The 20430-nt window shown below is 63.0% G+C and carries 20 protein-coding genes and 4 pseudogenes; 10 read left to right on the top strand and 14 right to left on the bottom strand.

The features are described 5' to 3' along the window. Window positions 1–275: 275 nt before the first annotated feature. The gene (locus tag EOB80_RS30005; protein ID WP_164762772.1) at window positions 276–1439 is read left to right on the top strand and encodes a pilus assembly protein; all 1164 of its coding nucleotides are present in this window, start codon (window positions 276–278) and stop codon (window positions 1437–1439) included. A 180-nt stretch (window positions 1440–1619) separates the two neighbouring features. Here EOB80_RS30005 and EOB80_RS30000 read toward each other — a convergent pair whose 3' ends face one another. From EOB80_RS30000 to EOB80_RS29990, 3 genes are all read right to left on the bottom strand, one after another. After that, the gene (locus tag EOB80_RS30000; RefSeq protein WP_127331530.1) at window positions 1620–2480 is read right to left on the bottom strand and encodes a dienelactone hydrolase family protein; all 861 of its coding nucleotides are present in this window, start codon (window positions 2478–2480) and stop codon (window positions 1620–1622) included. Between the two features lie 14 nt (window positions 2481–2494). After that, window positions 2495–3319, bottom strand: coding sequence for a DUF2189 domain-containing protein (locus tag EOB80_RS29995; protein WP_127331528.1), 825 nt, complete (start codon window positions 3317–3319; stop codon window positions 2495–2497). A gap of 191 nt (window positions 3320–3510) precedes the next feature. Then, on the bottom strand, window positions 3511–4215 hold the full coding sequence (locus EOB80_RS29990) for a glutathione S-transferase family protein (RefSeq protein ID WP_127331526.1): 705 nt from the start codon (window positions 4213–4215) through the stop codon (window positions 3511–3513). Between the two features lie 106 nt (window positions 4216–4321). Between EOB80_RS29990 and EOB80_RS29985 the strand changes: the two genes are divergently transcribed. Continuing rightward, window positions 4322–4678 carry a helix-turn-helix domain-containing protein gene (locus EOB80_RS29985; RefSeq protein ID WP_127331524.1) on the top strand — a complete coding sequence of 119 codons (357 nt, stop codon included), beginning with the start codon at window positions 4322–4324 and terminating at the stop codon, window positions 4676–4678. A gap of 59 nt (window positions 4679–4737) precedes the next feature. Continuing rightward, window positions 4738–5247, top strand: a complete 510-nt coding sequence (locus EOB80_RS29980) for a CAP domain-containing protein (protein ID WP_127322629.1) — start codon at window positions 4738–4740, stop codon at window positions 5245–5247. 2 nt (window positions 5248–5249) lie between these two features. Here the strand turns inward: EOB80_RS29980 and EOB80_RS29975 are convergent, their stop codons facing one another. The 3 genes from EOB80_RS29975 to EOB80_RS29965 form a co-directional block, all read right to left on the bottom strand. Further along, entirely contained in the window at window positions 5250–6782 is a 1533-nt protein-coding gene (locus tag EOB80_RS29975) for a DHA2 family efflux MFS transporter permease subunit (protein WP_127331522.1), read from the bottom strand. Between the two features lie 306 nt (window positions 6783–7088). Beyond that, window positions 7089–8270 carry an HlyD family secretion protein gene (locus EOB80_RS29970; RefSeq protein WP_127271614.1) on the bottom strand — a complete coding sequence of 394 codons (1182 nt, stop codon included), beginning with the start codon at window positions 8268–8270 and terminating at the stop codon, window positions 7089–7091. Further along, window positions 8267–8746, bottom strand: coding sequence for a MarR family transcriptional regulator (locus tag EOB80_RS29965; RefSeq protein ID WP_027038640.1), 480 nt, complete (start codon window positions 8744–8746; stop codon window positions 8267–8269). The genes EOB80_RS29970 and EOB80_RS29965 overlap by 4 nt, the downstream gene beginning before the upstream one ends. A gap of 196 nt (window positions 8747–8942) precedes the next feature. Between EOB80_RS29965 and EOB80_RS29960 the strand changes: the two genes are divergently transcribed. From EOB80_RS29960 to EOB80_RS29935, 6 genes are read left to right on the top strand one after another with little or no spacing between them, the layout of a single operon-like run. Beyond that, window positions 8943–9551 (top strand): CDP-alcohol phosphatidyltransferase family protein, encoded by a 609-nt coding sequence (locus EOB80_RS29960; RefSeq protein ID WP_127331520.1) that lies wholly within the window; start codon window positions 8943–8945, stop codon window positions 9549–9551. Window positions 9552–9587: 36 nt separating this feature from the next. Then, window positions 9588–11375, top strand: coding sequence for a bifunctional alpha/beta hydrolase/class I SAM-dependent methyltransferase (locus tag EOB80_RS29955; RefSeq protein WP_206516857.1), 1788 nt, complete (start codon window positions 9588–9590; stop codon window positions 11373–11375). Between the two features lie 5 nt (window positions 11376–11380). Continuing rightward, window positions 11381–12706, top strand: a complete 1326-nt coding sequence (locus EOB80_RS29950; RefSeq protein ID WP_127331516.1) for a phosphatase PAP2/dual specificity phosphatase family protein — start codon at window positions 11381–11383, stop codon at window positions 12704–12706. Next, on the top strand, window positions 12703–13146 hold the full coding sequence (locus EOB80_RS29945; protein ID WP_127322958.1) for a hypothetical protein: 444 nt from the start codon (window positions 12703–12705) through the stop codon (window positions 13144–13146). Before EOB80_RS29950 ends, EOB80_RS29945 begins: the two co-directional genes overlap by 4 nt. Continuing rightward, window positions 13143–13805, top strand: a complete 663-nt coding sequence (locus EOB80_RS29940; RefSeq protein WP_127267052.1) for a lysophospholipid acyltransferase family protein — start codon at window positions 13143–13145, stop codon at window positions 13803–13805. The genes EOB80_RS29945 and EOB80_RS29940 overlap by 4 nt, the downstream gene beginning before the upstream one ends. Continuing rightward, on the top strand, window positions 13805–14740 hold the full coding sequence (locus tag EOB80_RS29935; protein ID WP_127267053.1) for a phosphatidate cytidylyltransferase: 936 nt from the start codon (window positions 13805–13807) through the stop codon (window positions 14738–14740). Before EOB80_RS29940 ends, EOB80_RS29935 begins: the two co-directional genes overlap by 1 nt. A 37-nt stretch (window positions 14741–14777) precedes the next feature. On the opposite strand, the pseudogene EOB80_RS29930 reads toward EOB80_RS29935, so the two are convergent. The 8 genes and pseudogenes from EOB80_RS29930 to EOB80_RS34880 form a co-directional block, all read right to left on the bottom strand. Beyond that, a pseudogene (locus EOB80_RS29930) lies at window positions 14778–14912 on the bottom strand (iron chelate uptake ABC transporter family permease subunit); the annotation flags it as partial. A 32-nt stretch (window positions 14913–14944) separates the two neighbouring features. Next, on the bottom strand, window positions 14945–15631 hold the full coding sequence (locus EOB80_RS29925; protein ID WP_127271619.1) for an ABC transporter ATP-binding protein: 687 nt from the start codon (window positions 15629–15631) through the stop codon (window positions 14945–14947). Next, window positions 15628–16377, bottom strand: a complete 750-nt coding sequence (locus tag EOB80_RS29920; protein ID WP_127321152.1) for an ABC transporter ATP-binding protein — start codon at window positions 16375–16377, stop codon at window positions 15628–15630. The genes EOB80_RS29925 and EOB80_RS29920 overlap by 4 nt, the downstream gene beginning before the upstream one ends. Beyond that, the gene (locus EOB80_RS29915; protein WP_127331514.1) at window positions 16370–17341 is read right to left on the bottom strand and encodes a branched-chain amino acid ABC transporter permease; all 972 of its coding nucleotides are present in this window, start codon (window positions 17339–17341) and stop codon (window positions 16370–16372) included. The genes EOB80_RS29920 and EOB80_RS29915 overlap by 8 nt, the downstream gene beginning before the upstream one ends. A gap of 8 nt (window positions 17342–17349) precedes the next feature. After that, window positions 17350–18270 (bottom strand): branched-chain amino acid ABC transporter permease, encoded by a 921-nt coding sequence (locus tag EOB80_RS29910; protein WP_127331512.1) that lies wholly within the window; start codon window positions 18268–18270, stop codon window positions 17350–17352. 137 nt (window positions 18271–18407) lie between these two features. Beyond that, on the bottom strand, window positions 18408–19544 hold the full coding sequence (locus EOB80_RS29905; RefSeq protein WP_127270513.1) for an ABC transporter substrate-binding protein: 1137 nt from the start codon (window positions 19542–19544) through the stop codon (window positions 18408–18410). A 42-nt stretch (window positions 19545–19586) separates the two neighbouring features. Further along, window positions 19587–19732 (bottom strand): annotated as a pseudogene (locus EOB80_RS29900) (tryptophan 2,3-dioxygenase family protein); the annotation flags it as partial. A 1-nt stretch (window position 19733) separates the two neighbouring features. Beyond that, window positions 19734–19918, bottom strand: a pseudogene (locus EOB80_RS34880) (2-aminobenzoate-CoA ligase); the annotation flags it as partial. Between the two features lie 274 nt (window positions 19919–20192). Between EOB80_RS34880 and EOB80_RS29890 the strand changes: the two are divergent. Then, window positions 20193–20430: pseudogene (locus EOB80_RS29890) on the top strand (phosphatidate cytidylyltransferase); the annotation flags it as partial.

Genomic DNA, 20430 nt, shown 5'->3' with positions numbered 1-20430 from the left:
CGGCAGTGGATGTCTCGCGCGAAAGGCTGCGATGGGTAAAGTCCAAGGTTTCCTCGCTTCAGTAGCTGCAATGGCGGCGCACTATCGTGCCGTGGGGCCGGCATGGTTAACTAGCCTCCAAGAAACTGGCCGGTCTTTGACGCATCCAGCAACGTGAAAATTAGCGTTTTATGAGCATCGTCATGCCGACCACTGGTTTCTGGGCTGGGATGCTAAAAGCGATGATCCTCGGATTCGCGCGCGACAGGCGCGGCAACTTTGCCTTGGCAACCGCCATGGCGATGCTGCCGATGATGCTTGGCGTTGCCGGAGTCATGGATCTGGTGGGCACCAGCGAGGATGCCGCGCAATTGCAGAACTCACTGGACGCGGCGGGGCTCGCCGTCGGCACAAAGTATTCGCCCGGCATGACGGCAGGTGATGTCCAGGCGCTCGGGCTGACATTTTTCGCGGCCAATATGAGCATTGCCGACCAGCAAGAATATTCGGGCAGCGTCTCCGCCTTTTCGGCAGCCGCGAGCGGCGACCCGAGCGCCTACTACATCTCGGTTTCGTCCAAAATCAGCCGAGCAAGCTTCATCAGCGGCGCGCCCGCTTGGCAGGCTCACCGCTCGGCCTCGGTCAAACTTGAGCCTGGCGCGCAAGCCTGCGTGCTGGCGCTCGATCCCCAGGCATCCGCCGCCGTGAGCCTGCAGGGCTCGACCAACGTCTCGATGAGCAACTGCGTGATCGCGGCAAACTCGGATGCGCCCGACGCCGTGAACAGGGGCGGTTCCGCACTGGTTTCAGCGGGCTGCGTCTCGACTGTCGGCGGCACTTCCGGGCTTTCGTCACCCAACGCCACACTCACCTGTGGAATGCCGCTCGAACATCAATATGCGTCTTTTGATCCTCTGGCCGACGTCGTCCCTCCCCCCTTCACATTGTGTCTGCCGGTCCCGAACGGCAAAACCTACACGCTGTCGCCCGGCACGTATTGCGACAAGACATTGTCGGGGGACATCACACTTGATCCGGGCGTCTACATCCTGCGCGGCACCACCATCAAGCCCGGCGGCAACGGTAGCCTGACAGGCCACGGCGTGACTATATTCCTCATGGAAGGCGCACAGCTCTACATAAATGCCAATGAGAAGGTGGGCCTTTCCCCGTCCACCAGCGGCCCCTATGCCGGCATCACCATTTTCGAGGATCACGGGAACACGTCCGCCTTGACGCTCAATGGCGGGGCAAATTCCACGATCAGCGGTTTCGTCTATGCGCCTGACGCGCCCATTTCCTACGCTGGCAACTCAGATATGAGCAGTCAGGGCGATTGTCTGAGGCTTGTCGGCAAGACCGTGCTGATGACGGGAAACTCGTCCGTCAGGACGGATTGCACGGCCATGCTTGGAAATCGCGAGATGTATGCCAGTCGCCGCATCACTCTCGCGAAATGAAGAGGCCACGTTTCGTGCGTCAGCGATAGTGAAAGCGCCGGTCGCCCACCGTCTCGATCGGCACATCGGTTGCGAAAATCGGTCATCCGGCGCCGGATGATGGCACGGTGCTGAAGGCACTCGCGCTGAAGATGGCGACAGACGCGCAGCGCTGAGAGTGCAAAACGGCAGTCGCCACTATCAGCCGCCGAAGACGTCTTTCAGGAATGCATGAGAGGCAAGGATGGATTGCTCGGCCGCATTGTACTGCATCCGGTGACCATAGGTCTCGATGCCAGTCTTCAATCCTGCGGAGTCAAATCCGTGACGAGCAACTGGGTAGACGTCAAGCTGTACGGAGCTTCCCTTGCCGCTGCGCTGCGTCATCATCTCCTGGCAAATTTTGGCGGGGGTCCGATCGTCAAGCTCGCCGATCAGTATCAAGGTCGGGGCCGCCATGTCGCCATTCGTTGCCGAACAATCCGGATAGTAGGCGATCGCAGCCTTGAATTTGCGCTCCATAAGCCGCTCGTCTCCACCAGATTGCAAGGCCTCGAGCGTTGCGTTCCCGCCAGCGGAGAACCCCATCAACGCAATGCGCCGCGGGTCGACAAAACTGTATTTCGATAGGAATTCCAGAGCGCCGTAGGCGTCATATACGCGATCAACAGAGTGGAGGCCATCACAGGTCTCCTTTATGCCGCGGGTGCTGAAGCTGTCGACGACGAGGACGACGTAACCCCAGGAGGACAGTCGCTCGGACCAGGTTTTCTTTACACTTCCGGGCAGACCTGAACATCCGTGCAGAACCACGACAGCCGGGAACGGCCCCTCACCCGGCGGCCGCGTTAAATACCCCTGCAGCGGCGTGCCGGGAACGGCCTTCGGGACCTTGCCGCCTGCTTGCGCAATGCGCTTCTGAAATGACGTTGGCTCCGAAGCCGCGCTTTCAAACTGCACCGGCTGGTCAGCGCGCGCTGGCGCGGCATGCAGATAGCTACCGATACAAAGGCAGGTCAGACAGACGATCTTGTTGGGCAGGCTCGGCAGGGTGAAGGCCATGGGTGCCTTCTTCGTTACATCGGCCGCCTTATCTGCTGTACCCGCTCGGGCTCGACCACCTTGCGGTAGAGATGCCAGGTGGCATGGCCGAGCACCGGCATGACGACGGCGAGCCCGGCAAACAGCGGGATCGAACCGATCACCAGAAGCACGGCGACCAGCAAGCCCCACAGCGCCATTTGCAGCGGGTTGGCCATCACCGCCCGGGCCGAGGTCTCGATCGCCGAAACGGCGCCGACGTCACGGTCGAGCAGCAGCGGGAAGGCAACCACGGTGGTGGCCAGCACGACTACGGCGAAGACAAAGCCCGCGGCATTGCCGGCAAGGATCAGCGTCCAGCCCTTGCTGGTGGTCAGCACGTCGCGGATGAAGCCACCAATCGAGGCCGGCGGCTGGTCGCCGAACAGCCCAGTGTAGATCGATTGCGCGGTGTAGAGCCACAGCAGGAACAGCGCCACCAGCATGACGCCGATGACAGCGATCGACGGAACCGCGGACGAGCGCCGCACGTCAAACGCGTGCCGCCAGGAGGTGTTCATGCCGAGCTCGCGCCGGCGGCTGATCTCGTAAAGGCCGAGGGCCGCAAATGGCCCAAGCAGCGCGAAACCCGACATCAGGGGATAGATGAGCTGGATGGCATTGGCGCCGGACGTCCACTGCGTCAGGATCAAGCCGACGATGGGATAGATCAGGCACAGGAACACGTAGTGCGATGGTTTTGCCCAGAAATCCTCGAAGCCGAGACGCAGCGCGTCCCAAAGGTCCGACGTGGTGATGCGGCGCACCGTTGGCTGCACATGCATTCCACGTGCGTCTGCCATGACATGAAAGCCGGCCATAACCTTCCTCCCGTGTGTCGGGGCGGTCACCGCCTGGATGGCCGCCCGGAGCTGCCATTTCTCGTACAGCGTCATCCTAGCCGATTTAGAAGCAGTTGTCGCCAAGTCCACCGGTAACGGCTGGTTGAACCGGGCGGCAGCAGACTTGGCGCCGCGCGCCGCCATGCACTTGGCGCCGCGCGGCTGGCAACTTATGAAGCGAAGCGATCGATCACCTCAGTCAGGGGGACGTGGCCAAGGCAGGCGCCAGAACCGGCGGGCTGTTCGCCGTCCTCGACAGCCAGCGCATAACGCACGGCCGGATCGGATTCGATGCGAAGGCGCAATCCGGCCAGCTTGGGATAGGCAGCGCCGTCGATCGCCTGGTGAAACTCCGCCCAGCGCGCCACGCCGATCAGCGTGGTATCGGCCAGCGTCAGCCGGTCGCCGACCAGGAAATCCGTGTCGGCGATCATCGCCTCGAGCCGATCATGACGTTCCGCAACGGCCTTGCGGCCGAACTCCCGCAAGGTCGCCTTCAGCGCCGGTTCATCCGCCGCCATTTCCAATGCCACCCAGAGCGGGCTGAAGGCGGCGGTGAAACCGGTGTTCACGAAGGCCATCAGCTGGTGCATGCGGTCGGCTTGCGGCGTGCGCGGTTCGAAGCTGATGCGGCGCTGTGTGTCGCGGGCTTCGAGCCACGAGGCGATGGCCATTGTCTCGGTGAGCACCCGGCCTTCGTCGGTGATCAGCACCGGCGTTTCCTGACGATCGTTGATGCTGGCATAGGCATCGTTTTTCATCTCGGTGAGCATGTCGACGCGGCACAGGCGATAGGGTTGCCCGATCCGTTCGAAGGCAGCGACAAGCCCCATCGAGCTTCCCGCCGGGAAGCCGTAAAGGAGGATAGGTTCCATTTGTTTTCTTCCGTGATTGAGAGGATCACGCCGCGCAGCGAAACTTGACCCTAAACGCTTGTCGTCCCATGTAAATTACGCACAATTCTGTAACCAGGATCCGCCCATGAAAGACGTCGTCTCACGCTGCCCGATCGAAGAGACCATGCGCGTGCTCAGCGGCCGCTGGCCCACACTGCTGCTCTATTATCTGAAGGACGGGACCAAGCGGTTCAGTGACCTGAGACGTGACAACCCGACGGTGTCGCATCGCATCCTGACCCTGGAACTGCGCAAGCTGGAAGAGGCCGGCATCGTGCGGCGCACGGTGCGTCCGGGTTATCCGTTGCGGGTCGACTATGACCTCACGGCGCCTGGCCGCCGGCTTGTACCGCTCATCGACGCGCTCGGGTCGTGGTGGGTGCATACGGAAGACGACCGGATGGGCGGTTCCTCGGACGCAGATCTCGATACTGCCGCCTAACATCTTCGATTTTCGCCGCCCTGCCCGGCAAAAGCCATGATCGACGTTATCTCAGGGGCATGACCATAGCGAAAATCGAAACCCACCCGATCCCGAATCTGCACAGGCGCATGGTGCTGACCGGCCTCGCAGCCTTGGCGGGCCTCGCCGCCTGCAGCACCGTTTCACTGCCGTCAGGCGAAGGCGCCGGGGTCTCCTCCTCCGCCACCAGCACGCTGGCCAGCATCCGCGCCTCGGCGGGGCTCGCGCCGCTGGTCGCCGACCGGCAACTCGAACAGGCTGCCCTGCAGCAGGCCGGCTACATGGCGCAGCGCCGCCGCATGAGCCACACCACCGGCTGGGGCAAGGATTTCGCCTCGCGCGTCAAGGACAATCGAATTTCCGGCGCCGCCGCGGAGAACATCGCCGAGGGTCGTTTCGACCTCGAGAAGCTGTTCGACATCTGGGTGCATTCACCTGGCCATCGCCGCAACATGCTCGACCCGCGCTTCACCCGCTTCGGCCTTGCCTATGTGCGCGACGGCGGCGACAGCAAGCTCCGTTACTGGAGCCTCGTGCTCGGAAAATAGAGCTAGTCCATATGCGCTGCCGGCGCGCCGCCGGCAGGCGCCTGCTTGGGCTTGCGCAGCAGGAAAACAAACGGGATGGCAAGCAGCGTCATCACCATGAGTATTTTGAAGTCGTTGACGTAGGAAATCATCATCGCCTGCAGATTGACCATGCGATCGACCTGCGAAAGCGCCGTCGGATCGCCGCTCGCGGCGGCAGGAGAGACCGCCCAAAGATTGGGGTTGAACGGGTTGATGAAGGCCGAAAGCTCGGTGTGATTGATCTGCGTGTTGCGCACCATCAGGACCGTCACGACCGACACGCCTATGGACGAGCCAAGATTGCGCACCAGGCTGAACAGGGCCGTGGCATCGGTGCGGAAGCGAACGTCAAGCGTGGCGAAGGCGACGGTCGACAGCGGCACGAACACCATTCCCATCCCCAGGCCCTGGATGACCCCGGAGCTGATGATCAGCCAATTGTCCATCTGCGGCGTGAAGCTGGACATGGTGTAGAGCGACTGTGCGGTCAGGAGGAAGCCGATGACCACGAGGATCCTGGCGTCGATCTTGCTCATGAGCCGGCCGACGACCAGCATTGAAATCATGGTGCCGACACCGCGTGGCCCTATGACGACGCCGATGGTGACGGTCGGATAGCCGAAGATGGTCGACAGCATCGGCGGCAACAGCGACATGCTCGCCAGGATGAGCACACCCATGATGAAGATGAACGCCAGCCCGGTCACGAAATTGCGGTCGAGGAAGATCTTGGGATCGATGAAGGGGTGTTCGGCGGTCATGGTGTGAATGATGAACACCCAGAAGCCGGTGAGCGAAAGACCAAGTTCGATCCAGATCTCGACCGAGGAAAACCAGTCGACCTCGCCGCCGCGATCGAGCAGCAGCTGAAGCGCGCCGACGCCGAGCGATATCATGGCGAAGCCGAAGAAATCGAAGCCGCGCACCCGCCGGGCAACGGCCGGCAAGTAGGCGGCCATACCGAGAAAGGCGACGATGCCGACCGGCAGGTTGATGAAGAACACCCAGCGCCAGTTGAAATTCTCGGTCAGCCAGCCACCCAGCGTCGGGCCCAGAATCGGCCCCAGCATGATGCCGGCGCCCCAGATGGCCATCGCCTGGCCATGGCGTTCCCTGGGGTTGATGTCGAGCAGGAAGGTTTGCGACAGAGGCACGATCGCCGCGCCGAACACGCCTTGCATCAGCCGGAAGAACACTATGGACTCCAGGCTCCAGGCGATGCCGCACAGCATCGAGAATATGGTGAAGCCGACCACCGCCGTCAGGAACAGTTCCTTACGGCCGAAGCGGTCGGCCAGCCAGCCGGTGACCGGCGTCATGATGGCGGCCGCAACGATGTAGGAGGTCAGCACCCAGTTGATGTTGTCAGGCGAGGCGCCGAGATCGCCCGTCATTGTCGGCAGAGCGACGTTGGCGATCGTCGTGTCGAGCGCCTGCATGACCGTCGCCAGCATGAGCGCGACCGTGATCAGGCCGCGATGCGGCACTTCTTTGAAGGGTTCGGGCGTGCTCATGGCGTGGAACTTCCAGCAGGTAACAAAAACGTGTACAAGGGGTTTCCGGGCGGCAACGCCTTCCGTTGAGAGACCCTCGTCGCGGTGGGACGCGATCGTCGATGTGGGGGTTACATCGACTGAAAGTCTCTGATGAGCGGATGCCTGCCGCCCGGAAACATGAGGACCGACGGGTCCGCGTCGGAGATTTCAGATTTCGGCCAGGCCGCGACGCGGCAGCGCCAAAACGCTGATCCTTCCAGCTCCTCCCATCAGACCAATCCCGCTATTCACCTCCGCCGCTGGTCCTGCGGCAATCTGTTGACGTTACTGCGCGGCCTCGCCAGCCGTGGCGTGACCAAAGATCGAGGGCAGGCCACGCGCCACGCCGGTGTCGACGGTAACGGTGGCGCTCATGCCGGTGCGCAACGCCATCTTGGCGTCCGCATCGATCAGTTCAAGACGAACCGGGATACGCTGTGTGACCTTGACCCAGTTGCCGGTGGCATTTTGGGCCGGCAGCAGCGAGAACTCGGCTCCCGTGCCGGCGCCGATCGCCTTGACCGTCGCCTCGAAGGTGCGCCCTGGATAGGTGTCGACCACGATCTCGGCCTTCTGGCCGGGCTTCATGTGGGTGAGCTGCGTTTCCTTGAAATTGGCATCGATCCAGGTGTCACCGGTCTCGACCAGCGAAAACAGCGGCGTGCCGGAACCGACATACTGACCGACCTTGAACGACGAGGCCTGGCTGACGATGCCGTCCGCCGGCGCCTTGACCGTGGTCTGCGCCAGGTCATAGGCCGCCTTGTCGCGCGCGGCGAGCGCGGCCATCACGGTCGGGTGCTTGTCGGTCTCGATGTCGGGATTGCCGCCAAGGCCTGCCTTGGCGCTGATGATGCCTTGCTCGGCAACCGCCAGCTGCTGCTTGGCCTTGTCGAGATCGTTCTTGGCTTCGTCGAGCGACGATTTGGCGTTGATGCCCTTCTGGGCAAGATCGGCGGCGCGGTCGAACTGAGACTGGGCGAAGGCGACCTGGCTGGCATCGGATTTCTGCTGAGCCATCGACTGGCCATAGGCCGCGCGCAACTGCTCGACATTGAGACGCGCCCCCGCAACCGCGGCGTCGGCCTGCGCCAGCGCGATCCGGTAGGGCTCCGGGTCGATGGCAAACAGCTCGTCACCCTGCTTGACCAGCTGGTTATCGAAGATGTCGACCTTAACGATGCGGCCGGCCGTGTCGGAAGCGATCGACACCTTAGCCTGCTGCAGATTGGCGTTCTCGGTCTCCTGATAGCGGCCGCCGGTGACCCAGACATAGCCGCCGCCGACAGCCAATGCCGCAGGCAGCGCGACCATCAGCAGGAAGCGGCCCAGCCGGCGCTTTTTCTTCACGGGCACTGGGGCCGGCTGCACCGGGGGAGCAACCGCCGGCGGGGCCGCGGCCGGCTGCGCCGGCGCTTCCATGTCCAGTTCGGTCACTTTCTCGTCTATCTTGGCTACCGCGTTCATGCTGCTGCGCCTTCTGTATTCTTCACTTTTTCAATGGACGGCGTCTCGTCGTCGGTCAGGTTGCGAACCATCGCCTCGAGCCCTTCGATGAGGACGCGACGGGCTTCCGGCTTCACGCCGACCAGCGATTCCTCATAGACTTCTCCGGCAATGCTCTTGATTACGGCGTAGGCATCGCTTGCCTTGGGCGTCAGGAAGATCATGCGGACGCGACGATCGGCGGCGTCGGACCGACGCTCGATCCAGCCTCCCTCTTCCATGCGGTCGACCAGGCGCGAAACGCTGATCGGCTCGATTTCGAGAAGTTCGGCCAGCCGCGCCTGCGCGACACCGTCTTCCTTGGCAACGCGGACCAGAAGCCGCCATTGCGCCGAAGAAAGCCCCAAGCCACTGGCCCTCGCCTCGAAGCGCTTGCGCATCAAGCGCTGCACGTCGTGGATCAAGAAGCCCAATCTGTCGATGCCATCGGAAACCATGAGCGGCATATATAATAAGCGTGCTCACTATTCAAGACGCCGCGTTGCACGAGAAGCCGGCAAATGTGCATGACAGCTTTGCCGGACCAATCATGGTTATCGATTTGCAAACGCATGATGGCCGTAGCCCCCGCTACACTGGTCGCGTCTGGCATATTGATGTACAGCCGCTGAACAGGATCGGGGGATCAACGCAATGCCGACGCTTTACGCTCTCAAGCCGGCCTTCCAGGGTCGACTGCGGCCGCTGGTCAATCGGTTGGCGGCAATCGGGGTCACGGCAAACAGCATAACCATCCTGGCGGCCGCGATGTCGATAGCCGCCGGCGCGGCCATTGCGATCTGGCACGAATGGCGCTGGCTGCTGTTGCTTATCCCCGCGGTGATGTTCGTGCGCATGGCGATGAATGCGGTGGATGGCATGCTGGCACGGGAACATGGCCAAGCCTCGACGCTCGGCATGTATCTGAACGAGTTGTGCGACGTCGTTTCGGACCTCGCACTGATCCTCCCTTTTGCCGTCTTTCCGGAATTTGGCGCATGGGGCGTCGTCGCCTTCGCGATATCGGCCGTGCTGACCGAGTTCGCCGGCGTGCTCGGCATCGCTGCCAAGGTCGGGCGTAATTATGCCGGGCCGTTCGGCAAGAGCGACAGGGCGCTGGCGCTCGGCGTCGTCGCCACGCTGTGTGCCGCCGGGCTGTGGCCGGCATCGATAACGCCGTTTGTGTTTCCGGCCATGGCAACGCTTTCGCTGCTGACCGCCATAAACCGGATACGCGCCGGCATTATTGGCAGCGCCAGCTGAGCATCGAGGCTCGCCATGCCGCCAGAGGGGAAGACCATGATGCACGAACCGATCGCCGCCGCGGCCACGGAAAGCCTTGCGCGGCAAGCACAGGAGCGGGTTTTCCGCAGCCATGACGGGACGGAGATCTTCTACCGATTCTGGCCGGCGGCCTCCGCCGATGCCAAGGGCGCGGTGGTGCTCTTCCATCGCGGCCACGAGCATGGCGGCCGCATGGCCCATCTTGTCGATGAATTGCAGATGCCGGACCACGCCTTCTATGCCTGGGATGCCCGCGGCAATGGCCGCTCGTCCGGCGAGCGCGGCTATGCGCCCTCCTTCTCGGCGCTGGTGCGCGACATCGACTGCTTCATGCGCGAGATTGCAGCCAGGGATGGCTTTGCCACTCGGGATATCGCGCTGATCGCACAATCCTTCGGCGCCGTGCTGGCCGCCGCCTGGGTGCATGACTATGCGCCGAAGCTGCGCGCCATGGTGCTGGCCTCACCGGCCTTCTCGGTAAAACTCTACGTGCCCTTCGCCAAGGAGGGCATCGCACTCTGGCAGAAGATCAAGGGCCGCTTCTTCGTCAATTCCTATGTCAAGGCGAAATTCCTGACCCACGATCCCGTGCGCATCGCCTCTTTCGAGAGCGATCCGTTGATCACGCGGCCGATCGCTTCCAACATACTGGTCGAACTCTACCAGCACGCCGCCCGCATCGTCAGTGACGCCCGCGCCATTACCGTGCCGACCCAGCTTCTGCTTTCGGGCAGCGACTGGGTGGTGCGCCACGGCCCGCAGCACGAGTTCTTCGTCAATATCGGCAGCCGCACCAAGGAACGCCATGTGTTGCCTGGTTTCTTCCACGACACGCTGGGCGAGCGCGACCGGGCAAAGGCCCTCGAGTTGATCCGGCCATTCCTGGCCAGGCAGTTCGAGGCACCCGATGCGCCGGTCGACCTTAAGCAGGCGGACATTGCCGGCTACACACGCGACGAGGCCGATAGGCTTGCCTCGCCGCTCGCTCTGATGTCGCCAAAGGGCCTCTATTGGGCATTCAGCCGTGCCTCCATCCGCATGGGCGCCTGGGTCTCGCAAGGAATGAAGGCCGGCGTGACCACCGGCTTCGATTCCGGCTCGACGCTGGACTACGTCTACGAGAACAATGCGCGTGGGCTTACGCCTCTTGGCCGCGTCGTCGACCGCATTTTCCTGGAGGCCATTGGCTGGCGCGGCATCCGCCAGCGCAAGCTGCATCTCGAAGAGCTCATCGGCTCTTGCCTGGCGACGCTCAAGGCCGCTGGCCGGCCAGCGCACATTCTCGACATCGCGGCCGGCCATGGCCGCTATGTTCTCGATGCCATCGTGAAGAGCCCCGATCAGCCGGCGAGCGTTCGCCTGCAGGATTATTCCGACCTCAACGTCCAGCTTGGCCGCAAGCTGATCGCCGAGCGGCAATTGCCGGCTGATGTCTCGTTCCAGCGCGCCGACGCCTTCGATGCCGACATGCTCGCATCGATCGATCCAGCTCCGGATCTTGCCATCGTTTCCGGCCTTTACGAGTTGTTCTCCGACAATGCGATGATAGCCCGCTCGCTCGGTGGATTGGCCAGCGCCATGCAGCCGGGAAGCCTGTTGCTCTACACCAACCAGCCTTGGCATCCGCAGCTCGAGATGATCGCCCGCAGCCTGACTTCGCATCGCGGAGGCGAGGCCTGGGTGATGCGGCGGCGCACGCAGGGTGAGATGGACCAGCTCGTCGAAGCCGCCGGTTTCGAAAAGCTCGACCAGCGCATCGACCAATGGGGCATCTTCACCGTCTCGGTCGCACGGCGCCGCTGAGCAGCATGGCCTCGTCGCTTGCACCCATCGCGCGCACCGAGCCTTATGGACGGGTGGTCGTCAGGGCCGCGCTCTGGCTGGCCTTCCTGGCGCCGTTCTTCTATCTCAGCTACGGCTTCGCCAACTGGCTGGCCTCGCGGCGCGACGAGGTCGGCAGCATCGTGTTCTCGTGGGAGCACGGTATTCCGTTCGTCGCCTGGACCATCGTGCCCTATTGGTCGATCAACCTGTTCTACGGCCTGTCGCTGCTGCTCAACAACGACAGGCAAGGCGTCGACCGCCTGGCCGGGCGCTATCTCACCGCGCAGGTCGTCGCCGTTATCTGCTTCATCCTGTTCCCGCTGACCGCGACATTCGTGCGACCGGCGACGACCGGCCTGCCGGGCTTCCTGTTTGCCGTGCTCGGCGGTTTCGACAAGCCGTTCAACCAGGCACCCTCGCTGCACATCGCCCTTTTGGTGATCATCTGGGATCATTGGCGCCACCGGCTCCGCGGGTTGCTCCTGCCGCTCTGGCATGGCTGGAGCTTCCTGATCGGTGCCTCGGTGCTGACGACCTGGCAGCATCACTTCATCGACATTCCGACCGGCGCGCTGCTCGGGTTCTTTGCGCTGTGGCTGTTTCCGCGCAGCGGCGCGTTGCCGTTTTCAGGCTTCCGGCTGACCAGCGATGTGAAAGCGCGGCGGCTGGCGCGGTTCTACGTGCTGGGCGCGGTCCTCGCGCTGGCCGGTGCAGCGCTCGGCGCCTTGTTCTGCGCCGTTGCGCTCTTCCTGCTTTGGCCGGCGCTGGCGCTGGCCATCGTCGCCTTCGCCTATGCAGGAGCAGGCGAAAAAGTGTTCCAGAAATCCGCCGATGGCAGCATCACGCTCGCAAGCCGTGTCCTGCTCTTGCCTTACCGTCTCGGCGCCAGGGCCAACATATGGGCCTGGACGCGCAAACTTGCTCCCCAGGTGGCGATTGCCGACGGCGTCTTTCTCGGGCGCTTTCCCACGGCACGCGAGGCCAGCAGCTTCGGCACGGTCATCGACCTCGCCGCCGAACTTGAAAGGCCGACGGCAGCCGATTGCCGCTGGATCAGCTTTCCGATGGTCGACCTGTTGCCGCCGCCAGTGGCGATACGGCAACAGGCAGCCGGCGCGCTGGAGAGCGCGCGCCGCGACGGCACCGTGCTGGTGTGCTGCGCGCTCGGCTTCCAGCGCAGCGCCGGCGTCGTCGCCGAATGGCTGGTGGCGACCGGCAGGGCCAAGACGCCGGCGCTTGCCCGCGAAATGCTCGCGGCCCTCGGCCGGCCGGTTCATCTTGCCGAGGCCATAGAGCGCGCGGCGTCATGACCGGCAATGCCTACCAGGACCGCACCGACCGCTTCGCCGGCATGCTGATGCGGCAGGCAGCGTGGCCGGCCGCAATCGTGATGGCGGCAAATATCCTTGCGCCGCTGGCTGCCTCGACGCGCGGCGGCTTCGAGACTTTGCCGGCGGCCGTTGCGCTGTCGATCACAGCCGCGAGCGCTGTCGCCGTTCTGGCGCTGTCGGCATTGCTGGCATTCGACGCCCTGTTGTTCCGGGTCATGGCTGGCCATGATGACGAAGCTTCCGGCGGTGCCGCGGTGGACGACATGCTGGCGCGCATGCGCCTGAAAACGGCCCCGCCCGCGACACGCTCGCTCGATGACCGCATTGCTGGCACGCGTCGCCTACTGTTCAAGCAGCGCGCCGCCCTGGCTCTGTTTGCCGCAGCACTTCTGGCGTCAGGGTTTTGGGCGCCGCGATGAACAGGCTTTCGCTCAAGACCTTCACCTTGCTGCAGACGGTAACCTCCGTCGGCCTCTCGGCGCTGGCCCGGATGGTGACGGGCGTGCGTCCGATCTGGAACGGCAGCCTGCCCTCCGACCGCCAGCGCATCTATTTCGCCAACCACACCAGCCATGGCGACTTTATCCTGCTGTCGGCCTGTCTCAGCGAAAGCGAGCGCGCGATCACCCATGCTGTTGCCGCAGGCGAATATTGGGGGAAGTCGCGGCTGCGCCGCTTCATCGCGCAGGACATGCTGTCGTCGGTGCTCATCAACCGGCAGTGGACGAGACCTGAGGAAAACCCGATCGAGATCATGCTGTCGGTGCTCGACCAGGGCCACTCGCTGATCCTGTTTCCCGAAGGCACACGCAACATGACCGAAGAGCCGCTGCTGGCATTCCGCTCCGGGCTCTACAATCTGTCGACGGCGCGGCCTCAGGTCGAGCTGATCCCGTGCTGGATCGAGAACATGTCGCGCGTGCTGCCCAAGGGCCAGTTCCTGCCGGTGCCGCTGCTGTGCCGCGTCGTCTTCGGCGCACCGGTGGCGATCGGTCCGGGCGAAGAACGCCGCGCCTTCCTCGAACGCGCCCACGCCGCGCTTCTGGCGCTCAACCCGCGTCCCGAGCGAGACGATTGATGCGCCACGAAATCTCCATCCTGATCATCGGCCTGCTGGCGGTTTTGACCACCGCCAGCATCGTCGCCACCATACTTTCGGCGCGAGCGCCGAAGCCGCTCAGTTCGACGCTGGTCAATCTCAGCCAGCGGATCAACGCCTGGTGGGTGATGGTGGCGCTGATGACGGTCGCCTTCTTCTTCGGGCGTTACGGGATGACCATCCTGTTCGCTCTGATCTCCTTCGCCGCGCTGCGCGAATTCGTGACGCTGACGCACACCCGCCGCAGCGACCATTGGGTGCTGCTCGGCATGTTCGGCATCATCATCCCGTTTCAATACTGGCTGGTGTGGACCGCCTGGTACGGGCTCTTCGTCATCTTCATTCCGGTCTATTGCTTCCTGCTGATGCCGGCCATCACGGCGCTGCATGGCGACACTGAACGCTTCCTCGAGCGGATCGCCGCGCAGCAATGGGCGGTGATGATCTCGGTCTATTGCGTCAGCCATGTGCCTGCCCTGCTGACACTCGAGGTGCCGGGCTTCGAAGGCCGCACCCTGCTGCTGATCGCGTTCCTGATCATCGTCGTGCAAGGCAGCGACGTGCTGCAATACATCTTCGGCAAGCTGTTTGGAAAACACCGTTTTTCGCCGAACGTCTCGCCGTCGAAAACCTGGGAAGGGCTGATCGGCGGACTGGTTTCGGCGAGCCTGCTCGGCGCGCTGCTATCGTTCGTGACACCCTTCTCGCCGCTGCAGGCAGCAGCCGTGGCCTTCGTCGCCTGCTCGATGGGATTTCTCGGCGGGCTGGTCGCCTCGGCCATCAAGCGCGATCAGGGCGTCAAGGACTGGGGCCATCTGATCGAAGGCCATGGCGGCATGATGGACCGCACCGACAGCCTGGTCTTCGCCGCCCCGGTGTTCTTCCACATCGTGCGCTATTTCTGGACGGTCTGAGCCGGCGGCCTGTTGCAAGAGCGGTTCATTGGCGCGCTCAGAGCCGGTTGTGGATCAGCATGGTGACGACGAAGAACGCACCGACGGAGCTGGTGATGATGCCGATCGGCAGCTCCTGCGGCAGCAGCAGCGTTCGGGCCAGAAGATCGCTGGCCAGCAACAGCACCGCGCCGGGTCAGTTTGGAAGCCGTTTGACACCCTTTTTTATACGCCGAGATAGCGGTCCTGAATTTCTGGCGTCAGCGCCTCGGGCGTGCCTTCGAAGACGGTCATGCCCTTTTCCAGAACGAAGCAGCGGTCGGCCACAGGTAGAAGCTCGGCAAGCGTCTTGTCGACGATAAGGATCGACTGTCCGCTCGACTTGAGCTTGCGGATTGCTGCCCAGATGTCCTGGCGGATCACAGGTGCCAGACCCTCGGTCGCCTCGTCCAGAATGAGCAGGCTCGGATTGGTCATCAACGCGCGGCCGATGGCTACCATCTGCTGCTCGCCGCCCGACAGTGTACCGGCATATTGGTCGCGGCGTTCGCCGAGACGCGGAAACAGCTCGACAACTTTTTCCAATGTCCACGCGCTGCCGCGTGCTGCGGCCAGCAGGTTCTCCAGTACGGTCAGATTGGGAAAGCAGCGCCTTCCCTCCGGCACCAGACCCAGGCCAAGGCGCGCGATGCGGTGCGGGCGCATGCCGGCGACTTGGCGGCCGCCAAAGCTGATCGAGCCTGAGCGCGGTTTCGCGAGGCCGAGAATGGAATTGATCGTCGTAGTCTTGCCCATGCCGTTGCGGCCCATGAGCGCCACGACCTCACCCGCCCTGACGTCGAGCGAGACGCCGAACAGCGCCTGCGATGCGCCGTAGAAGGTTTCGACGCCGTTGAGTTCCAGCAGGCTCACGCAGCTTCTCCGAGATAGGCCCGGCGCACTTCGGGATCGTTGCGGATCTCGTCCACCGTGCCGGTGGCGATGACGCGGCCATAGACGAGGACCGAGATACGGTCGGCAAGCGCGAAGACGGCATCCATGTCGTGCTCGACGAGCAGGATCGGCGCTTCGTGGCGCAGGCCGTCGAGGAATTTCGTCAACGCTTTCGATCCGTCTGGCCCCATGCCGGCCATCGGCTCGTCGAACAAAAAGGCCTTCGATCCAAGGGCCAACGCAATGGCGATTTCGAGTTGACGGCGTTCGCCATGCGACAGCTCAGCGGCTGGCACGTAGGCGCGCCCGGCAAGGCCGACGCGCTCCAGCATCGCCATCGCCGGTTCTGTCAGGCTCTTGTCGCTCATCACGGGGCGTAAGAAGCGGAAGCTCGTTCCCTGGCGTGCCTGCACCGCCAGCATCACATTGCGCAGCGCGGAAAACTCCTGCGCGAGTGATGAGATCTGGAAGCTGCGGCCGAGCCCAAGCCGCCCGCGGGCCGCCATGTCGAGCCCGGCCATATCCTGGCCGAGAAAGCGGATACTGCCGCTGTCTGGCCGGAGCGAGCCCGAGATCTGGTGGATCAGCGTGCTTTTGCCGGCTCCATTGGGGCCGATCAGCGCGTGGATTTCGCCCGGCTTGAGATCGAGGCTGACGCCGTCGGTGGCCTTCAGCGCGCCGAAAGTCTTTTTGAGATCGCGTATTTCGAGGACCAGCTCAGCCATGACGCGCCTCTCCAGCCAAAAGGCCAAGCAGCCCGCCGCGCGCGAACAAAACGACGCCGAGCAGGATCAGGCCAAGGAAGAACTGCCAGCGTTCGGTGAAGCCGCCAAGCGCGAATTCGAACAGCACGTAAAGCATCGCGCCCGCAACCGGGCCGAACAGCCGACCCTTGCCGCCAAGGATGATGAGCACGATCAGCTCGCCCGACATGTGCCAGGACAGCATCGAGGGGCTGACGAAGCGGTTGAGATCGGCAAACAGCGCGCCGGCGAGGCCTGTGACCATGGCAGAGATGGCGAAGGCAACGAGCCTGATGTTGAAGGGTGCGATGCCGACGGCGGACAGCCTGGTCGCGTTCTGCCGTGCCGCCTGCAATGCGGCACCGAAGCGCGATCCGCGCAGCAGCCAGAACAGGCCAAGTGCTGCCATCAGCACGACATAGCAGATCAGGAAATAGGTCAGGGACTGCGCCGTGTTCATACCGGGAAAGCCATTGCGGACATAGATCGACAGCCCGTCCTCGCCGCCATAGGCCGGCCAGGAGATGGCGAAGTAGTAGATCATCTGCGCGAAAGCGAGCGTGATCATGATGAAATAGACGCCCGTCGTGCGCAGGCTGATCGCGCCGATCGGCAAGGCGACAAGGCCGCAAACCAGGATCGCCACCGACCAGATGACCGGCATCGAAGTCGTGCCTTGCAGGCCAAACAACAGCGGTTCGGCGTTGAAGGCATGGGTCGCCAGGATGCCGGCGGCATAGCCGCCAAGGCCGAAGAAGGCGGCGTGGCCAAAGGATACCAGCCCGCCAAGACCAAGCGCGATGTTGAGCCCGACAGCAGCGAGCGCAAGGATCGTAATGCGCGTGGCAAGCGTGACGTAGAATTGCTCGCCCATGGCAGACGCACTGAACGGGATCGCTAGCAGCAGAAGTGCCAGCAGTATATTGACGATGGTTTCGCGGCTCATGGTGGCCCTTACGACTGCGCCGCAAACAGGCCGCTTGGCCTGAAAGCGAGGATCAGGGCCATGACGATGTAGATCAGCATGGAGGCGAGTGAGGCACCGATCAGCCCGGCCTGTGCCGTCGGCATCATCAACGCCAGCGCCTTGGGCAGGAGGAAGCGGCCCATCGTGTCGACGAGGCCGACGAGGATGGCACCGAACAGCGCACCCTTGATCGAGCCGATGCCGCCGATGACGATGACCACGAAGGCGAGGATGAGTGCTGGCTCGCCCATGCCGACCTGCACCGATTGCAGCGCACCGACCAGCGCGCCGGCAAGGCCGGCAAGGGCAGCACCTAGCGCGAAGACAACAGTGTAGAGCGCGCGGATGTCGACGCCGAGGGCTGCGATCATCTCGCGGTCGGATTCGCCGGCGCGGATGCGCATGCCGAGACGGGTGCGCGAGATCAGCAGATAGAGCCCCACAGCAACGGCGATGCCGACGCCGATAATGGCGAGGCGGTAGAGCTGGTACTGGCCACCGCCGGGCAGGGGCACCGCGCCTTGTAGCAGCGGTGGGATGTCGAGATAAAGCGGAAACGAGCCAGACAGCCAGCGCGTGCCTTCCGAAAAGATCAGGATCAGCGCAAACGTCGCCAGCACCTGGTCAAGATGGTCGCGCTCATAAAGCCTGCGGATGACAACGATCTCCATGACCGCACCGGCGGCTGCCGCAGCGATCAGGCTCGCCACCAGACCGATCCAGAACGAACCAGTGGCGGCGGCGACCGTGGCACAGGCAAAGGCGCCGACCATGTAGAGCGAGCCATGGGCGAGGTTGATCAGGCCCATGACTCCGAAGATCAGCGTCAGGCCGGCGGCCATGAGGAACAGCATCACTCCGAGCTGCAGCCCGTTGAGAAGTTGTTCGATCAGAAGGGCGATGGACAAATGAACGATCCGGACTGTGGTTCAAGGCGGGGAATGCCGAAGCAAGCCGCTGCAAGATACGGCGATGCGGCCTCGCCGCGGCCCCGGCCCCGTCGATGACGAGGCCGGCACTTTAGCAAAGCGGATGCAGCCTTGGGCTACATCTTGCACTGGTCGGCATAGGCGTCCTTGTGGTGTTCGAAGGCGGTGGCGATGATCTTGTTGGTCAAGACATCGCCTTCCTTTACCACCTCACGGACGTAGATGTTCTGGACCGGATGATTGTTGGTGTTGAAGGTGAACTCGCCGCGCACCGACTTGAAATCGGCTGCCTTGAGGGCCGCGCGGAACGCGTCCTTGTCCTTAACACTGGCCTTGGACAGCGCAGACAGGATCAGGTTCGCCGTATCCCAGCTCTGGGCGGCGTAGATTGAGGGCAGGCGATTGTATTCGGCCTTGAAGGCCTCGACGAACTGCTTGTTGGCTTCGTTGTCGAGGTCCCTGGACCAGCTCGCCGAGTTCTTGACGCCAAGGGCTGCGTCGCCAACCGCGGGCAAAATGTCCTGGTCGAAGGAGAAGCCAGGACCCATGACCGGGATGTTCACGCCCGACTGGGCGTACTGCTTCATGAAGGAAATGCCCATGCCGCCAGGCAGGAAGAAGAACACCGAGTCGGCACCGGAATCGCGGATCTGGGCGATCTCGGCGGCGTAGTCGGCCTGGCCGATCTGGGTGTAGGCCTCGCCTGCCAGCTCGCCCTTGTAGTAGCGCTTGAAGCCGGTCAGCGAATCCTTGCCAGCCGGGTAGTTGGGCGCGAGGATGAAGGTCTTCTTGTAGTCCTTGTTGGCGTACTGACCCATCGCCTCATGGAAATTGTCGTTCTGGTAGGCGACGTTGAAATAGTTCTTGTTGCACTTGGCGCCGGCAAGCGCCGACGGGCCGGCATTGGGCGACAGATAGATGACGTCCTGCGCCACCGCGTTGGGCACCACCGCCATCGCCAGGTTCGACCAGATGATGCCGGTGAGCAGGTCGACCTTGTCGCTCTGGATCATCTTTTCGGCGAGCTGCACCGCGATCTCGGGCTTCTGGGCATCGTCTTCGATGACCAGCTCGACATCCTTGTTGCCGGACTGTTTCATCGCCAGCGTAAAGGCATCGCGCATGTCGACGCCGAGACCCGCACCGCCGCCCGAAAGCGTGGTGATGACGCCGATCTTGACGGGTTCGGCATAGGCAAGGCCAGATGTGGCCAGCGACAAAGCGAACATGCTGGATGCCAGGATATTCTTCATTTTTCTCTCCTTCCCAGTGTTTTCAATATAGATAAAATAGCTTTAGAGCCGGGTGCGAACTTTCCAGAGTTCAGTGAACAGTTCAACCTCCAGCATCTCTTCAGATACGAAGCGCCCGACGTGCCGCCGGTGCTGCGTTTCATGCCGATGATGCGTTCGACTGTGGTGACATGATTGAAGCGCCAGCGCCCGGCCATTGCCGATCGGCGCGGTGTGGTCACCCAGACCCTTTTCGACCAGACGTCGGTCAGTTCGACACCGGCATTAAGGTATTCGGGGTAGTCGAAGCCATCGAGCAGGAAGTTCGGCCACTGTTCCTCGGGCGGAAGGTTGTCGCGCGTGAAAGTGTCGATATGCGCTGACGGTCCAAGCATTCTGCGGCTGTCCCCTAGATGCTCGTTGCCACGGTCTTGTCGCCGTGCGTGTGTTTGAATACGCAACTTGCGGGGAGGCTTTGTGCCGACGCCGGGCTGGTCATCCGGCATATGCGGCAGCACCCGGCGCGATCGATATGCGACCGGCATTTGGCACAGCGAGACCTCCCACGCTCTCGACTGACGATTGAGAATTGCACCAGACCAAATTTATTTCAAGCCTAAAGTTTTTAGCCCTGCCCGAGCGTTGGTGCACAAATGCGGCATGTTCGGCATCTTCGGCAAGCTCTTTGGAAAACATCGTTTTTCGCCGAACGTCTCGCCGTCGAAAACCTGGGAAGGCCTGATCGGCACGCCCTTCTCGCCGCTGCAGGCGGCGGACGTGGCCTTCGTCGCCTGCTCGATGGGATTTCTTGGCGGGTTGGTCGCCTCGGCCATCAAGCGCGACCAGGGCGTCAAGGACTGGGGCCATCTGATCGAAGGCCATGGCGGCATGATGGACCGCACCGACA

Source organism: Mesorhizobium sp. M7A.F.Ca.MR.245.00.0.0 (assembly GCF_003997415.1).
In the GTDB taxonomy this organism is placed as follows: Bacteria; Pseudomonadota; Alphaproteobacteria; order Rhizobiales; family Rhizobiaceae; genus Mesorhizobium.
Note: the sequence above shows the minus strand (reverse complement) of the source record. Positions and strands in the feature narration are given on the sequence as shown.

What these genes read in the sequence shown, in the direction of transcription:
- EOB80_RS29940 (WP_127267052.1), top strand. Translation starts at nt 13,143, where the DNA reads ATGAACAGGCTTTCGCTCAAGACCTTCACCTTGCTGCAGACGGTAACC.
- EOB80_RS29985 (WP_127331524.1), top strand. Translation starts at nt 4,322, where the DNA reads ATGAAAGACGTCGTCTCACGCTGCCCGATCGAAGAGACCATGCGCGTG.
- EOB80_RS29960 (WP_127331520.1), top strand. Translation starts at nt 8,943, where the DNA reads ATGCCGACGCTTTACGCTCTCAAGCCGGCCTTCCAGGGTCGACTGCGG.
- EOB80_RS29945 (WP_127322958.1), top strand. Translation starts at nt 12,703, where the DNA reads ATGACCGGCAATGCCTACCAGGACCGCACCGACCGCTTCGCCGGCATG.
- EOB80_RS29990 (WP_127331526.1), bottom strand. Translation starts at nt 4,215, where the DNA reads ATGGAACCTATCCTCCTTTACGGCTTCCCGGCGGGAAGCTCGATGGGG.
- EOB80_RS29955 (WP_206516857.1), top strand. Translation starts at nt 9,588, where the DNA reads ATGATGCACGAACCGATCGCCGCCGCGGCCACGGAAAGCCTTGCGCGG.
- EOB80_RS29965 (WP_027038640.1), bottom strand. Translation starts at nt 8,746, where the DNA reads ATGGTTTCCGATGGCATCGACAGATTGGGCTTCTTGATCCACGACGTG.
- EOB80_RS30005 (WP_164762772.1), top strand. Translation starts at nt 276, where the DNA reads ATGGCGATGCTGCCGATGATGCTTGGCGTTGCCGGAGTCATGGATCTG.
- EOB80_RS29975 (WP_127331522.1), bottom strand. Translation starts at nt 6,782, where the DNA reads ATGAGCACGCCCGAACCCTTCAAAGAAGTGCCGCATCGCGGCCTGATC.
- EOB80_RS29950 (WP_127331516.1), top strand. Translation starts at nt 11,381, where the DNA reads ATGGCCTCGTCGCTTGCACCCATCGCGCGCACCGAGCCTTATGGACGG.
- EOB80_RS30000 (WP_127331530.1), bottom strand. Translation starts at nt 2,480, where the DNA reads ATGGCCTTCACCCTGCCGAGCCTGCCCAACAAGATCGTCTGTCTGACC.
- EOB80_RS29905 (WP_127270513.1), bottom strand. Translation starts at nt 19,544, where the DNA reads ATGAAGAATATCCTGGCATCCAGCATGTTCGCTTTGTCGCTGGCCACA.
- EOB80_RS29995 (WP_127331528.1), bottom strand. Translation starts at nt 3,319, where the DNA reads ATGGCCGGCTTTCATGTCATGGCAGACGCACGTGGAATGCATGTGCAG.
- EOB80_RS29935 (WP_127267053.1), top strand. Translation starts at nt 13,805, where the DNA reads ATGCGCCACGAAATCTCCATCCTGATCATCGGCCTGCTGGCGGTTTTG.
- EOB80_RS29980 (WP_127322629.1), top strand. Translation starts at nt 4,738, where the DNA reads ATGACCATAGCGAAAATCGAAACCCACCCGATCCCGAATCTGCACAGG.
- EOB80_RS29970 (WP_127271614.1), bottom strand. Translation starts at nt 8,270, where the DNA reads ATGAACGCGGTAGCCAAGATAGACGAGAAAGTGACCGAACTGGACATG.
- EOB80_RS29915 (WP_127331514.1), bottom strand. Translation starts at nt 17,341, where the DNA reads ATGAGCCGCGAAACCATCGTCAATATACTGCTGGCACTTCTGCTGCTA.
- EOB80_RS29920 (WP_127321152.1), bottom strand. Translation starts at nt 16,377, where the DNA reads ATGGCTGAGCTGGTCCTCGAAATACGCGATCTCAAAAAGACTTTCGGC.